We start from the raw sequence: 14,553 nt of genomic DNA, 5'->3' as shown, positions 1-14,553 counted from the left end.
CCTACCGCCCGGCCGCGGCGGCGGACGGGTAGCGGATCAGGCGGCCAGTGCGGCAGCGAGTCGGCGGGCCTCGGTCGCCAGCCGACTCGTGCCGCCGCGGGCGACCACGTCGGCCAGCCCCGGCACCTGGATGGGCACGCCGGTGGCCCCGGCCGTCTCGGCTCCCAGTGCCAACAGGTCGGGCGTGCCGCGAGGCGGGGTCGGTGCCGCCAGCATCGGTGGCAGCGCGGCGGCGAGCAACCGCCATACGCTCAGCCGGGCACCGGCAGCGATCGCGTCGCGCAGCGGTGTGACCACCCTGCTCACTGTCACCTGGCGGTCAGCCGCCAGCGCGCCCAACTGGCCGCCGACGCCCGGAGGATCGAGGTCACCCGCGGCCGCCAACATCAGCAGGGCGTCGAGGGTGGCCACCCGGTCCACCTCGTGCCGGGCGCACAGCCCGTAGGCCAGCGCCAGGTCGAGCGCCGGGCCGCCCGCGCCAGCGCACTCGGCGAGTACCGGCAGGATCGTTGCGGCATCCTGGGCGTCCTGCTGCGCCGCGTTGGCGAACCCGGGCATCAGGTGAGCGGCAACCAGCCCCCGGTGCCCTGGCAGCAGCGCCGGCCACAGGTTGCTCGAGTCGTCCGGCCCTCGTCCGATGGGTCGCGCGCGGACGGTGAGCAGCCCGAGCGGGTCCGCCGAGCCCTCGGGCGGGGCGGTGGTGACGAGAGTGCGCCGCACGGGTAGTTGGTCGTAGCCGTAGTCGTACGTGTGCCTGCGCTCGCGCCGGCCGACCGTGATCACCTGCTGGACCGTTGCCGGTAGGGCGTCGCCGCGCAGCCAGCCGGCCAGTTCGTCGCCGGCGGGGGTGCCGAGCGCGGCGGCGCGGTTCGCCAGTGCCTCGTCCACGCCGACGGGCAGTCGCAGCAGGGCCTGGGTGAGATCCCATCGCCAGACCGGACGGTCACCGAGGGCGGCCAGCCGTTCGTAGAGCGCGCTGGGGTCGAGGGCCCCGGTGGCGCAGGTCGGGGCGGCCAACAGCCCGGGGTCGTCCCGCCCGTCCAGGCGCTGCCCGATCTCCGCGAGCCGGGCACTGTAGACCAGCGTGAGCGCGGACTGGCGGGGCGGCTCGACTGCCGACCGGCCGCGGAACGGGCGCAACGTCCGGGTCAGCAACTGGCTGAGGATGCTGGACCACTGGTCGCGGCGGCTGGCCGCCTCGGATGGCGCGGCGGCGGCCAGCAGGACACCGTTGAGTTGGACGGTGACGTTGAACTGGGACCACATGTGGTCCCAGGAACCGACCTGGCCCCGCTGCAGCACCGGCAGCAGGGCGGCTCCCACCCGGTCCCGTTCTGTGGTGGTCAGCCGGACCAGCCCGTCGAGGACCCGTTCCAGGGTCGCTGCGGGCCAGCGCGGGGTGAGCAGCCCGAAGACCTCCTCGACCAGCTCGTCCACCTCGGTGATCGGCGGCGCAGCGAGGGCTGGCGACACCGGCGGGGGCAGCTCGTCGCCGGCCACCTTCACTGTGAGCGTGGCGACCGGTCGGTGGCCGTGCCGCTGCGCCAACGCCGTCGCGCGGTCGCGCAGGTCGGCGGCCGGGTGCTCGGCGCCCGAGGCGAGGACCTCGGCGATGTCGGCAGCCCGCTCGGGGTGCTGCCGGGCCAGTCGGTCCAGCCAGGACAGTTGCGCCCGCACCAGCGCCTTCTCCGGCCGACTCACCACGACCCGTGAGGTGTCCAGCAACGACTCGAACTCCACCTGCCCGCCAGCGTCGCGCAGTGCTCGCTGCGCGACGCCGGCCACCGGCCCAGGCCCGTCGGCGAGCAACCGCAGGTAGCCGCTGGCCCGCGCGGCCACCTCGTCCGGGTCGGGTCGAAGCTCTTCGTGCAGGGCGAGGAACGGACGCAGCGCGCCCGGCCGGTCGCCGCGCAGCAGCCGGCCCAGCACCCCGTCCACCAGCACGGCCCGGTCGAGGCGCCCCTCCGTCGCCAGCGCGGCCAACGTCGCGGGCACCGCCCGCCCGGTGCCGCTGAACGCCAGGTCGATGCCGACGCCGTCGACCTCGAACAGGCGCGGCAACAGCACGTCCAGGAACGGGTCGGCGCGCAGCCGGTCGAGCAGCGATGTCTGGCGGTGCCCGTCGGTCGACCGTTGCGACCACATCGACTGCGCCCAGCCGACGACGAACGCGTCCCCGGTCGGTGGCGGCACCTTCTCTGCAAGTAGCAGCTCGGCGATGAAGTGCCAACCGTCCCACGCTCGACTGCGCGGCAGTCGCTCGGCCAGCCGGTACGCCAGGTCGGCCAGCCAGGGCACGCCCCGCTGCCGTGCTGCGGCGACCACCTGCTCGGGGTCGGCATCCGCCAACAGGATCGACCGCCGACCGAGGAGGGCCGCTGCCTTCGTCGCGGTGCTCAACGTGCCCACGGCGGCCACCGCCAGCGCGGTCGCCGTGCTTGCCCACCACACGTCGTCCCGCCGACGGACGTGGTCGGTCAGCTCGTCACCGAGCGCCCGTCGGGCCGGATCGTCCAGGGTGTGCAGCATCGATCCGACGGTCGTCACATCACCGCGGCCCAGTGCCCTGAAGAAGTCCGTCACACCGTCACCTCCGTGAGCATGGACACCGCGAGGGCATGCTTGCACGGGCCGCGCTGCCCCCGGTACTTCGCCCACCACCGACAGGTGCAGGTGAGGTTGCCGTCGGGAAGCCGGCGAACGCGGTACTCGTCGTCGTCACCGCGTACCGTGGCGATGTCGCCGTCCCGGCGGACCGCGCCCTGCTCGAGCAGCGTGCGCGCGCCGACCAGCCGGGGATTGTCCCGCTCGGCCCGGCTGGCGTCGTGCGGCATGACCCGGTGGAAGTATCCGCCGTCGGCGACGTCGTAGCCGACCCGCCCGGCGGTGCCGAGCTGGGCCAGGGCGGCGCGAACGCGGTCGTCGGACAGGCCGGTCGCGTCGGCCAGTGCGGCGACGTCGATGGTCGGATCCCAGGAGAGCAGGGCACCGGCCAGCTCCGCGTCGTCGATCACCTCGTCACCGGCGAGCGCGAGCAACGCGGCTCCCTCGCCGGAGAAGCCCCGGTACGGCTCGGGCGAGAGGGTCAGCGACAGCCGCACCGACCCGGTGTCCAATTCCCACGTGCTCGGCACGGCCGGTGAGCCGGCGCGCACCGCTGGCCCGTACACCCGCAGGGTGCGGGCGTGCCGGAGCAACCCGCGCAGCGCGGCGAGCCGCCCCGCGCCGGCCAGACAGACCGCCCCCGGCGTCGGGCGCGAGGTCAGCCGGAGGGTCCGACCGGCCGGCACCGCCCAGAGCACCGAGCGATCGCTGCTCCCGGGCAGCCGACGCAGAAAGGCTGTGGCCTCGGCGGCCGGCACCTCGGCGCGCGGCTCGAACCCGGCGGTGAGCACGTGCACCTCGGCGAAACCGCGCATCCAGCGCCCCGGCAGCGGGACCTTGCGTTCCACCACGGCACCCTCCATGGTGGAGACGGTGAGGTCGTCCGGGCCGACGGCGAGGTGCAGTGGCTCGATCCCACCGACCCGGGCCAGGGCTTCGCGCAGCGGCGGGTTGACGTCGACGTTTGTGGTGCCGTGCGCGGCGATCTCCCCGTCGAAGCCGGCCGGGACCACGTCCATCCGGGCGTACACCCCGCAACAGCCGGAGAAGGACTCGAAGCGCAGCCGCTGCCGGCTGCCGGTCACCACCGGATCGAGGCTCGCCGGGCTGACCGGCTGGTGGTAGCGGGTGCGGGCCACCTCGGCCACGGCGAGCAGCCCGGCCGCCGCGGCCGCCGGGGTGGTGAGAAACCCGGAGAAGAAGCGCGGGTTGGCCGCCGGGCCGCCGCTGGTCTGGAGGTCGAGACCGGCGGAACGCAGAGTGGACGGCTGGAGATATCGGTACGTCTGGACGGCGTTCACTGGCACACCGTAGAGCCACCGACCGACACCCGTGCCGGTCTCAGTCGACGGCGCTGGTCATCCGGTGGACCGCCTAGGGCGCCACCGATCGGTCCACTGTGGTCGTACCGGAATGATTTCCGGAGACGGCTTTGGCATTGACCAGCGTCTTTGTGCTTCAGATCCTCGTCGCGCTCGGAAACAACGGCGAAAGATTGCTGCGGGCTGCCGGATCATGACCTAGGCTCCCGAATGCCCATATCGACGGCCCGCCCTCACGCCGTGCCAGCCACCGACCTCGCACGCCGGCCATCGCCACCTCGACGCCGATTGGAGAATTCGATGACCTGGCGTCCCACCATTGCCGCACTGGCCGGCCTGTGCCTGGCGGTCAGCGCCACCCCCCTGCCCGCCGGTGCTGCCGCCGACCCTGCGCATGTTAGCGCTCACGCCGCGCTCGCCGGTCCGCCCGGCGCACCGCCGGGGGCCTGCCCGACGGGGGGCAGTTACGGCCCGCCGCTGCCGGCCAGCACCGTGACGGCCGCGCGAATCCAGGGCGGGTTCACGTTCCTCGAAGGGCCGGTCTGGGTCGCCGACGGCGGCTACCTGCTGTTCTCCGACATGACCGCCGGCACCGGGCCCTACAACGTCCAGCCGTCGACGATCCGCCGGTTCACCCCGCCGGCGAGCTTCGACACGTTCATCGCCGACGCCGGCAGCAACGGCCTGGCCCTCAGCGCCGACGGCCAGCAGCTCGTCGCGGCCACCCACGACCAGCGCAGCGTGTCCGCGTACCGGCTGAGCGACAGGGCCCGCAGCACCGTCGCGCCGAACTACCAGGGCCGGGCCTTCAACTCGCCGAACGACGTCGCGGTCCGTTCCGACGGCGTCGTCTACTTCACCGACCCCAACTTCCAGCGCGGTAACCGCTCCGACCAGATGAGTGGGCGCACCAGCGTCTTCCGCGTCTCGAACGGGCAGGTGTCGCTGGTCGACGACCGGTTGCGTCAACCCAACGGCATCTCGCTCTCACCGGACGGGACGGCGCTGTACGTGGGCGCCTACTCCGAGAACAAGATCTACAAGTACGCGGTCCAGCCCGACGGCAGCATCGGCGCCCGCAGCGTCTTCGTGAACTACATCGGCGGCCCGGACGGCGGCACTATCGACTGCGCCGGCAACGTGTACTGGACCTCGGGCGGGGACTCCCTGGTCCACGTCTACTCCCCCGCGGGCAACCAGCTCGGCACGATCCGGTCCGGCAACTCCGGCACCACCAATGTGGCGTTCGGTGGCCCCGACCGGCAGACCCTCTTCGTCACGTCGGGCCGGTGGGGCGACTCCGGGCTGTACAGCGTGCGACTGAACGTTCCCGGATATCCGTACTGACCGACGGCTGGATAACGCGCCGCTGTCGTCGTAGCCCGACGAAAGCGGCGCGTTATCCGGCGGTCGCGGCGATGAACACCACCGCCCCGACCACCACCAGCGCGGCGGCCAGGAAGGTCTGCCGTCGGGCCCGGCGCAACGCCTCCCGGACCTGCCAGGCGTGCGCAGTGGCGAGCAGCCAGCGCAGGTACGGATCGGTCCGGGCGATGTTGCGGCGCGCGGTGGCGAGCCCCGCCCGGAGTGCGGCGCGCTCCTGCGGTGGGGCCGTCGACAGGCGGCGGGTGATCTCCGCAGCGATCCGGCGATGACGCAGCAGACCGTCGACGTCAGCGGCGTACCCGCCGAAGTGGTACCAGAGCTCGGCCTCCAGCCGCTCGCGCAGGCCGCGCAGCTCCGGCCCGCTGAGCGTCGCCGGCGTGGTCATCGGCGGGACGAGCACCTCGCTGGTCCGCCAGATCGCCCAGGCCACGCCGAGCAGCGTCACCAGCAGACCGCCGCCCGCCCACGCCGCGTGAGCCCAGTCGGTGACCTTGCCGGCGGCGATCAGCGGGCCGCCGCCGAGCAGCAGCGCGCCCACCGCGCCGGCCGAGGAGATGATCCACCGAGCCGCCGCCCGACTGTCGGCCACGGAGTCCAACGGGGACGGCAGCGCGTCCAACCCCGCGCCGCTCGTCGGCGACTCCCCGGTCATCGGCTGTCGTCGCGGAAGACGACACCCAGCGGACCGTTCTCGTCGTCGGGCAGATCGGTGTACGGCACCCAGCGCTGGCCGTCGAAGAACTCCAGCTCGCCGCTGTCGTTGATCCGCACGGCGTTGACCTGCGCGAGCTCCTCAGGATTGTCAGCCATGGATACAGTATCGGTCAGTCCGGCAATCCACTCCGGCGTCGGGTCGTCCGCCGGGCGACCGCAGGGGGGCCTTCGTGATCCGGTTGACAGTCAGCGCGACCGACGTGGTCCTGGCCGTCCGGGGCGACCGGCGCCGGGACCCGGTGGGCCCCGCCGATCAACGTACCGCCGACCTGCTCTGGCGGCTGCGCGGCGGCCCCTCCGTGGAGCTGTCGTACGAGGTCGGCGGCGCGCTCGGCCGCCGCGTCCTCGACGCCTCCGCCCCGGCCCTGCGCGCCGAACTGGCCCGCCCCGGCCGGCACCGGCTCGGCATCGAGGTCGTCGACCCGACCCTGGCCGACCTGCCCTGGGAGACCCTGGTGCTGCCCGGCGAGGAACTGCCGCTGGCGCTGCACCCCGACGTCGACGTCTGCCGGATCGGCCCCGACACACCGGCACCCACGGTCCGGGTGGACGGCCCCCTGCGGATGCTCGCGGCGATCGCGAGCCCGGACGACTCGACCCACCCGCTGCTGGACCACGAACGGGAACTCGGGCGGATCCTCGGCGCTGTGGAACCCGGGCATCGACACGGGGTGCGGGTGCGCGTCCTGGAGTGGGGCAGCGCCGCCGCGATCCGGGCCGCCCTCGCCGAGGAGCCCTTCCACGTCCTGCACGTCTCCAGTCACGCGCGTCCCGGCGCGCTGCTGCTGGAGACCTCCACCGGCACGGAGGACCGCGTGGACGCCGCGCGGTTCCTGGCCGAGGTGCTGCCGCCGGGCCGGACCGTTCCGTTGATCGTGCTGGCCGGCTGCTCCACCGCGCGACAGGATCAACGGGAGCTGCCCGGGCTGGCCGGCGCGCTGCTGGCCCAGGGCGCGCCGGCGGTGTTGGCGATGAACGGGACGGTCAGCGACGGGTACACCATCGAGTTCTGCGCTCGGCTCTACGAGCGGTTGGCCGCCCGCAGCGAGCCGGAGCTGTTGGCGGAGGTCTCCGCCGTACGCCGCGAGCTGGCACCGACCGCCGCCGAGTGGTGGATGCCGACACTGTTCCTGGCCGACCCCGGGCTGCGGCTGGCCGGTGGACAGGGCGGCGCTGCCGTCGCCGCGTCGCCCGGCCAGTCGATCGTCGGGGACGGCGTGGTGCGCGCACCAACGGACTTCGTGGGCCGCCGGGAGATCCTGCGTCGGCTGTCGCGGGGAAAGCTTCGGGTGCTCGTCCACGGCATCGGTGGGATCGGCAAGACGAGTCTCGCCGCGGAACTCGCACGGCGGTTCCGCGACGCCGGTGGCATCGTGGTGGCGACCCACGGCGACGCCACAGTCGACGGGATCCTCGACGAGTTGCGCCGCCAGGTGGAGAGCCGGTGCGCCGCAGCGGCTCCGGACGATCCGCTGCGGCGATGGCTCGTCGCTCTCGCCGCGCCGGGCCAGGACTGGCGGCGACGGTTGGACGCGATCGGCGTCGACGGCCCACCGCTGCTGCTCGTCCTCGACAACGCCGAGGACGCCCTGGACGCCGAGCACCGGTTGGCCGACGCGGACCTGGCCACGTTTCTCGCCGCCTGGGCGTCCCGCCACGAGCTGGTAGTGACCAGCCGGCACCCGTTCCCGGTCGCCGGTCTGGAAACCTGTCACCTCGGTCCGCTCTCCTGGCAGGAGACCCGCAAGCTGCTCTGGCGGCTGCCGGGCGTGGGCCAGCTGGCGCCGGCGGAACAGCAACGGATGTGGCACCGGCTGGGTGGTCACCCGCGCGCGCTGGAATACCTCGACGGCCTGCTGCGCGGCGGCAACGCCCGATCCGACGAGGTGGCCAGCCGACTGGCAGCGGCCGGCGGTGGCCGGGAGGCCGGGTCGGCCGAGGTCGGCACGCCGCTGGCCGAGGCCGGCGCCCTGGCCGCCGAGGATGTGCTGCTGCCCCGACTGCTCGCCCGCCTGGAGGCCGTCCCGACGGCCCGTCGGTTGCTGCTCGGCGCGGCGGTGTATCGCACCCCGGCGGACCGGACCGGCCTCGCCTGGCAGCTCGCCGACCCGACGGACGGCGACGACCCACCGCCGGAACCGGCGGGGCTGGACGAGTCGGTCGAGACGCTGGCGCAGCTGGGGCTGCTCGCCCCGGTAACCGGGGGCCACCTGGTGCACCGGTGGACAGCGGCGAGTCTGCTGCGGATCGCCGGCCGCGACGCGGTGGTCGACGCGCATCGCCGGGCGGGCCGCTACTGGGGCTGGCGGGCCCGGTCCAGCACCGACCAGCACGACTACATCCGCCGGGCCGTCGAGGCGCGGTACCACCACCTGGCGGCGGGTGACACCGACGAGGTCGTCACCTACTCCGAACTGGCCTGCCAGGAGTTGCACGCGGCCGGGCACTGGGCCTGGGAGGAGAAGATCTGGCGGGAGCTGCTGCCGATGGCGCCCCCGGGCTCGGCGCGCGGGGCGAGCTTCCTGAAGGGACTCGGCGACGTGCACCTCAGCCGGGGCGAGTACCCGCAGGCGACTAAGCGCTACGAAGCGGCGCTTGCCGTCTACCGGGATCTCGGCGACGACAGCGGGGTCGGCAAGCTCCTGCACCAGTTGGGTCTGGTCGCCGACAACCGGGGTGACCGGGCGACCGCGGGCCGGCTGTTCCAGGAGGCGTTGACGATCCTGAGTCGGCTCGACGACCGCTCGGCTGTCTCCCGCACCCTGCACCAGCTCGCCGGCATCGCCCGTGGCAACGGCGACGCCGAGCTGGCCATGTCGCGTTACCTGGAGGAACTGGCGATCGCCCGGGACCTCGACGACCTGGAGGGGATCGCGGCGAGCCACCACCAGATCGGCGTACTCGCCTTCGAGGCCCGGGACCTGGTGAAGGCGGAGCAGTGCATCCAGGTGGCGATCACCACCTACGGACGGTTGGGCGTCCGGGTCCAGCAGGGCAGCGGGCTGGTGATGCTCGGGCGGATCGCCCTCGCCCGGTTCGCGTACGAGACCGCCGAGGAGCGGGTCCGCGCCGCCCTGAAGATCTTCGAGGAGGTCGGCAGCAACGGTCACATCGCGGAGTGCTCGCTGCTGCTCGGTCACCTCTCCCGCGACCTCGACGATCTCGAATTCGCCGAGAGCTGTTTCGCCCGCGCCCGGACGATCGTCGCGGCCCTCGGCGAGGACCCGCTGCTGCGCCGCTGCGACGAACTGCTCGGCGGCGTCCGAACAGTCCTCGGCCGGGCCGCCGAGGCGGTGCCGCACACCCTGAACGCGATCGGCGGGGACGACCAGCCGCCGCTCCAGGCGGCACTGGATTGGCTGGCCGTGCAGCGCCTGGAACTGGGCGCGCGACCCTTCTCCGACCTGCTGGCCCGGCACCTCGACCGGCGGCAGGCGGCGCAGCGGGCCGAGTGGGTCGAGGCGTACCTGCGGTTCCGGTTCGACGGCTCCCACCCGACGCCGCTGGGCAGTGGCTACGTCCTGCTCGCCATCGCCGCTGCCCAGGCGGGTGAGTTCGGCACCGCCCGGATGTGCCTGCTGCGGGCGTTGCCGATCTGCGCCGCCGCCGGCTATCAGGCGGGGGTCGCCAAGTGCCACGAGGACCTTGGCCGCGTGGGCCTGGAGACCCGCCGGCTGGTCGAGGCCCGGTCCCGCTACGAGCAGGCGTTGCAGGTCTACCGCGTGCTGCGCCACGAGCCCAACCAGGCCATCGTCCTGCACCAGCTCGGCCGGGTCTGTGAGGAGCAGGAGGATCTCGCCAGCGCGGACAAGTTCTATCGCGGGTCCATCGCGATCAAGAAGCGGCTCGGCAACCTGTCGGGCGTCTCCAACAGCACCTTCCACCTCGGCCGGGTGGCCGGTCTGCGCGGCGACCAGGCCCTGGCCGAACGGTGCTACCGGACCTGCCTGCGGATCGACCGCGAGCAGGGCAACTGGGAGGAGGTGGCACTGGACCAGGTGGCGATCGGGCAGCTGCGCGTCGAGCAGGGCCGCCCGGCGGAGGGCATCCCGCTGATCGTCGAGGCACTGAGCATCGACCGGCAGATCGGGTCGACGAACGCGGCGCTCGATCTCAACGCGCTGCGCGAACTGCGGGCCGGGCTCGGCGACGAGGCGTTCGCGGCCATCCTCACCGACACCGTCGGCCCGGCCCACGCCGTCGAGGTGCTCGACCTGATCGCGGTGCTACCGACCACGGCCGAGCCGACCTGACCCACGCCGCCACCCGTACACTCGGTTGATGGCGCACCGCCCGTGGCAGCCCGGCTGAGGACCGTCACCTGGTCGGGTGGCCAGAACCCGGGGGTCCGCCGATGAAAGACCGCTACGACAACCTGACCCGCACCCGTGCTCTCGACCCGGAGCGCGACTACCTGGTCATCTACCAGACCATGCTGCGCTACGAGTTTCCGTGGGACATGAAGCTCGGGCTCAACCTCGCCTTCAACCGGTCATTCTCCATTCCCGCCATCGCCACTGTGCACACCGCCACTGGCGAGCTGACCGAACGCACCCAGAAGCGGATCGACGACACCGGCCTGCTGATGTACGAGATGGTGCTCAACGGCTTCGACCAGCCTCGGGGCCGCGAGGCGTTGCGGCGCGTCAACCAGATCCACCGCCGATACGACATCAGCAACGACGACTTCCGCTACGTGCTGGGCTGCCTGGTAGTGATCCCCACCAGGTGGTTGCAGGAGTACGGCTGGCGCCCACCCTGCTGCCACGAACGTCACGCCACGTACCTGTTCTATCGGGAGCTCGGCCGTCGGATGGGCATCACCGACATCCCCGGGTCGTACGACGAGTTCGAGACCTGGTTCGACGCGTACGACGCGGCTCACCTGCGACCCAACGACGACGCGGCGGCCATCGAACGCGCCACCCGCATGCTGATGCTCACCCGGATCCCCCGGATGCTCGCCCCACTGGGAAACGCGCTGGTCAGCGCCCTGTACGACGCGCCACTGCGGCGCGCAACGCGGGTCGACACGCCGGTCTGGCCGGTCCGGGCGGGGTTGCACCTGGCCTTGCGGACGCGCTCACGGTTGCAGCGATGGTTCGGGGCGCCGCGGACGACGGCGTTGTTCGCCGACGGGATCAAGACCAAGAGCTACCCCGACGGGTACGAGATCAGCCAGCTCGGGCCGCACCAGGACCGCGTGCCCGAGTAGCACCTCGGCCCTGCTGGCGTCGTCGGCTCAGCCGCGCGCCAACTCCTCTGCCTCTCTGGCAAGCACTTGCCGTTGAGGAAAGTGCTTGATAGCTTTCCTGGTGAGCAAGTACTTTCCTACGTGTAGGAGCTGCCCGATGGACACCACCCCGACACCCGACGAGGCACGAGCGGCGCTGCAGGACGTCGACCGACGCCGGACCCAGACCGCGGCAGCGGCAGGCCGCTCACGGTGGGCCTGGATCGCGGCCGGCATCCTGATCGCGGCGTACGGCATCCTCAGCGACCAGGCGCCGCAGTTCGTTCGCACCTGGGGCGTCGCCATCGTCGTCCTGCTGTTGCTCGTCGCCGCTGTCGGCAACACCCGGCGGGGTGGTGCCCTGATGCGCCGGCCGGTGCGGCCCCGCATGGCACCCGACCAGGCGAGCATCCTGTGGTTGGCGCTGGTGCTGGCCCTCGTGGTCGGCGTCACGACGGTCGCTGCGGCCATGGACATCCCGCACGTCGCCGTGTGGAGCGGACTTGCCGTCGGTGTGCTGCTGGCCGCGGCCGGTCCGTGGTGGCAGCGCCGCGTGCTCGCCAGAGCGCTCTCACGGTGACGGATTCGACGCTGGACCGGGCCCTGCTCGATCCCACCCGACTGGCCATAGTGGCACTCCTGGCAGGGACGGAGTGGGCCGAGTTCGCGTTCGTCCGCGACTCCGTGGAGCTCAGTGACTCGGCCCTGTCCAAGCAGATCTCGGCCCTGGGCGCGGGCGGCTACGTCGAGACACGCAAGGGCTACGTCGGCAAGCGCCCGCGGACCTGGATCAATCTGTCCACCGCCGGCCGCGCCGCGCTGAGCGCTCACATCGCGGCCTTGCACGACATCGCCACCCGCGCCGGTCGGCAGCATTGAGGCCGGGCCAGATCAGCAGCACCGCGTGCCGGCACACGAGTGGGGCCGGCTCACCGACCGTCCCACGGGGATGGTCGGTGAGCCGGCTCTCAGCGGACGTCTGTGATAGTCCAGCGTGGGGAGGCGGTGGTGACCGGGACCGTGTCACCGACGAGCGTGGTCACCGCCTCGGTGTCCCGCCGCGCGCTGGTGCCGACCCAGATCTCGACGTCGCCGGGCTCCACGACGCGGGTGAACGTGCGGTCGGAGAAGGCCAGGCGGGTGGCGGGCACCGCCAGCTCGACAGTGACGGACCGGCCCGGTTCCAGGTGGACCCGCCGGTAGCCGAGCAGCTGCGCCACCGGCCGGGTCACCGAGGCGACCAGGTCGCGACCGTAGAGCTGGACCACGTCGTCGCCGGCGACCGTGCCGGTGTTCGTCACCCGCACGCTCACCCCTACCGTCCCGTCGGTGGGCACCGTGCTGGGCACTGTGAGTTCGTCGTACGCGAACGTCGTGTAGGACAGGCCGTGGCCGAACGGCGCCACGGGCGTCGCCAGCAGGTTGGTCCCCGCGTTCCCCGCGCCGAGGGTGGGGTGCAGGTAGGAGTACGGCTGCGCGCCGGCCGACCCGGGCAGGGTGACCGGAAGCCGGCCCGAAGGGTTGACCCGCCCGGAGAGCACGCCCGCGATCGCCCCGGCACCCTCCTCACCCGGGAAGAACGCCTGCACCACAGCCGCGCAGCGTGAGAGCGCCCAGCCGATGGCGTACGGCCGGCCGGTGAGCAACACGAGGACGACAGGTGTGCCGGTCGCCAGCACCGACTCGACCAGTTCGCGCTGGACGCCGGGCAGTTCCAGGTCGTCCCGGTCGCAGCCTTCGCCGACGGTGCCGCGCCCGAAGAGGCCGGCGTGGTCGCCGACGACCAGGACCGCAACGTCCGCGTCAGAGGCCGTGGCGACAGCCTCGTCGAAGCCGGACCGGTCGTCGGTGTCCACGTCGCAGCCGCGTGCCCAGGTGACGAGATCGCCGCCGAACTCGGCCCGCACGGCGTCGAGCACTGTGGACACCTCGATGCCGGTCTCCACGCCGGGGTGCTGGACGAGGACGTGGTTGAGGAACGAGTAGCACCCGAAGAGCGCACTCTGCCGGTCGGCGTTCGGGCCGATGAGGGCCACCCGTCGTCCCGCTGGCAGCGGCAGCGCGTCGCGGTTGGCGACCAGCACTATCGATTCCTCGGCGAGCCGGCGGGCGATCGACCGGTGCTCGGGCGAGTCGAGGTCGATCGCCTCAGGCGGCTCGTCGCTGAAGGTCGCGTCGAGCAGACCCAGGTCCCGCTTCTGGCGCAGCACCCGCAGCACCGCGCGGTCGACGAGCGCCTCGTCGAGCGTGCCCGCCCGCACCGACTCCCGCAGGGTCAGATAGGCGTCTCCGGTGGGCAGTTCGACGTCGAGACCGGCGGCCAGCGCCTGCCCGGCCGCGGCCGCGTGGTCACTCGCCACGTGGTGCAGCAGGTTCAGGAACGCGACTCCGTAGTAGTCGGCCACCACCGTGCCGTCGAAGCCCCACTGGTCGCGCAGGATGCCGGTCAGCATCGTCGGGTCGGCGGCGACGGGCATGCCGTCGATCTCGGCGTACGAGTGCATGACACTGCGGGCGTCACCGTCGATGATCGCCATCTCGAACGGGGGGAGCAGTACGTCGGCCAGTTCCCGGCGGCCGATGTGCACCGGGCCGAAGTTACGTCCGGCGCGCGAGGCGGAGTAACCAGCGAAGTGCTTGAGGGTGGCGTGCACTCCCTGCGACTGGAGGCCGCGCACGTACGACGTGCCGATGGTGCCGACCAGGTACGGATCTTCGGCGATGCACTCGTCCACCCGGCCCCAGCGGGGGTCACGGATCACGTCGAGCACCGGAGAGAGCCCCTGGTGGATGCCCAGGGCCCGCATCGAGGCGCCGATCGCCGCAGCCATCTCGGTGACCAGTTCGGGGTCGAACGCGGCGCCCCAGGCCAGCGGGGTGGGAAACGTGGCCGCCTTCCACGCGGACAGCCCGGTGAGGCACTCCTCGTGGACGATCGCCGGGATACCGAGCCGGGTCCCGGTGACCAGGTCGCGCTGGAACTTCCACAACCAGGCCGCGTGTTCCGCCGCGTCCACGGGGCGGGTGCCGTAGGTGCGGGTGAGGTGACCGAGCCCGTGCCGGGAGAATTCCTCGAGCTTGAAGGCGTCGCCGAACTCACCCTGCAACGGTGCGACCGCCTCGCCGTCCTCCTTCTCCCAGAAGCCGACGAGCTGGGCGATCTTCTCCTCGATCGTCATTCGGCCGAGGAGATCGCGCAGGCGGGTCTCATCGTCGTGCCCGTCCGGTCGTCCGTGTTCCGGGCCTGCCTGGGCCGGTGCCGGCCCGCCCACCACCGCGTGGACCTCAGTCATG

The 14,553-nt window shown here is 72.6% G+C and carries 10 protein-coding genes; 5 read left to right on the top strand and 5 right to left on the bottom strand.

Features of this window, described 5'->3' with window-relative positions; genetic code table 11:
• Window positions 1-36 precede the first annotated feature (36 nt).
• The gene (locus AB0C19_RS16360; protein WP_357185459.1) at window positions 37-2,529 is read right to left on the bottom strand and encodes a DUF6493 family protein; all 2,493 of its coding nucleotides are present in this window, start codon (window positions 2,527-2,529) and stop codon (window positions 37-39) included.
• A 50-nt stretch (window positions 2,530-2,579) separates the two neighbouring features.
• A complete protein-coding gene (locus AB0C19_RS16355) occupies window positions 2,580-3,905 on the bottom strand; it encodes an SWIM zinc finger family protein (RefSeq protein WP_357185457.1) in 1,326 nt (441 codons plus the stop codon).
• A 321-nt stretch (window positions 3,906-4,226) separates the two neighbouring features.
• Here AB0C19_RS16355 and AB0C19_RS16350 point away from each other — a divergent pair, with 321 nt between their 5' ends.
• Window positions 4,227-5,273, top strand: a complete 1,047-nt coding sequence (locus tag AB0C19_RS16350; RefSeq protein ID WP_357185454.1) for an SMP-30/gluconolactonase/LRE family protein — start codon at window positions 4,227-4,229, stop codon at window positions 5,271-5,273.
• 52 nt (window positions 5,274-5,325) lie between these two features.
• Here AB0C19_RS16350 and AB0C19_RS16345 read toward each other — a convergent pair whose 3' ends face one another.
• Both AB0C19_RS16345 and AB0C19_RS16340 read right to left on the bottom strand, forming a co-directional pair.
• On the bottom strand, window positions 5,326-5,964 hold the full coding sequence (locus AB0C19_RS16345) for a hypothetical protein (RefSeq protein WP_357185452.1): 639 nt from the start codon (window positions 5,962-5,964) through the stop codon (window positions 5,326-5,328).
• On the bottom strand, window positions 5,961-6,122 hold the full coding sequence (locus tag AB0C19_RS16340; protein ID WP_357185449.1) for a hypothetical protein: 162 nt from the start codon (window positions 6,120-6,122) through the stop codon (window positions 5,961-5,963). Before AB0C19_RS16340 ends, AB0C19_RS16345 begins: the two co-directional genes overlap by 4 nt.
• Before the next feature lie 74 nt (window positions 6,123-6,196).
• Between AB0C19_RS16340 and AB0C19_RS16335 the strand changes: the two genes are divergently transcribed.
• The 4 genes from AB0C19_RS16335 (at window position 6,197) to AB0C19_RS16320 (ending at window position 12,138) form a co-directional block, all read left to right on the top strand.
• Complete coding sequence (locus AB0C19_RS16335) at window positions 6,197-10,279, top strand: tetratricopeptide repeat protein (RefSeq protein WP_357185446.1); 4,083 nt, start codon at window positions 6,197-6,199, stop codon at window positions 10,277-10,279.
• Window positions 10,280-10,380: 101 nt separating this feature from the next.
• The gene (locus AB0C19_RS16330) at window positions 10,381-11,241 is read left to right on the top strand and encodes an oxygenase MpaB family protein (protein WP_357185443.1); all 861 of its coding nucleotides are present in this window, start codon (window positions 10,381-10,383) and stop codon (window positions 11,239-11,241) included.
• 136 nt (window positions 11,242-11,377) lie between these two features.
• Entirely contained in the window at window positions 11,378-11,839 is a 462-nt protein-coding gene (locus tag AB0C19_RS16325) for a hypothetical protein (RefSeq protein WP_357185440.1), read from the top strand.
• Complete coding sequence (locus tag AB0C19_RS16320) at window positions 11,836-12,138, top strand: transcriptional regulator (protein ID WP_357185437.1); 303 nt, start codon at window positions 11,836-11,838, stop codon at window positions 12,136-12,138. The genes AB0C19_RS16325 and AB0C19_RS16320 overlap by 4 nt, the downstream gene beginning before the upstream one ends.
• Window positions 12,139-12,227: 89 nt before the next feature.
• Here the strand turns inward: AB0C19_RS16320 and AB0C19_RS16315 are convergent, their stop codons facing one another.
• Window positions 12,228-14,552, bottom strand: a complete 2,325-nt coding sequence (locus AB0C19_RS16315; RefSeq protein WP_357185434.1) for a glycoside hydrolase family 3 N-terminal domain-containing protein — start codon at window positions 14,550-14,552, stop codon at window positions 12,228-12,230.
• Between the last annotated feature and the right edge of the window lies 1 nt (window position 14,553).

The sequence above is a fragment of the Micromonospora sp. NPDC048842 genome (assembly GCF_040649935.1).
Taxonomy (GTDB): domain Bacteria; phylum Actinomycetota; class Actinomycetes; order Mycobacteriales; family Micromonosporaceae; genus Micromonospora; species Micromonospora hortensis.
This window is presented reverse-complemented; position numbering and strand designations above follow the sequence as displayed.

Excerpts from the sequence above, each read along its gene's own strand:
- AB0C19_RS16360 (WP_357185459.1), bottom strand. The coding sequence starts at position 2,529 with ATGCTGCACACCCTGGACGATCCGGCCCGACGGGCGCTCGGTGACGAG.
- AB0C19_RS16350 (WP_357185454.1), top strand. The coding sequence starts at position 4,227 with ATGACCTGGCGTCCCACCATTGCCGCACTGGCCGGCCTGTGCCTGGCG.
- AB0C19_RS16345 (WP_357185452.1), bottom strand. The coding sequence starts at position 5,964 with ATGACCGGGGAGTCGCCGACGAGCGGCGCGGGGTTGGACGCGCTGCCG.
- AB0C19_RS16340 (WP_357185449.1), bottom strand. The coding sequence starts at position 6,122 with ATGGCTGACAATCCTGAGGAGCTCGCGCAGGTCAACGCCGTGCGGATC.
- AB0C19_RS16330 (WP_357185443.1), top strand. The coding sequence starts at position 10,381 with ATGAAAGACCGCTACGACAACCTGACCCGCACCCGTGCTCTCGACCCG.
- AB0C19_RS16325 (WP_357185440.1), top strand. The coding sequence starts at position 11,378 with ATGGACACCACCCCGACACCCGACGAGGCACGAGCGGCGCTGCAGGAC.
- AB0C19_RS16315 (WP_357185434.1), bottom strand. The coding sequence starts at position 14,552 with ATGACTGAGGTCCACGCGGTGGTGGGCGGGCCGGCACCGGCCCAGGCA.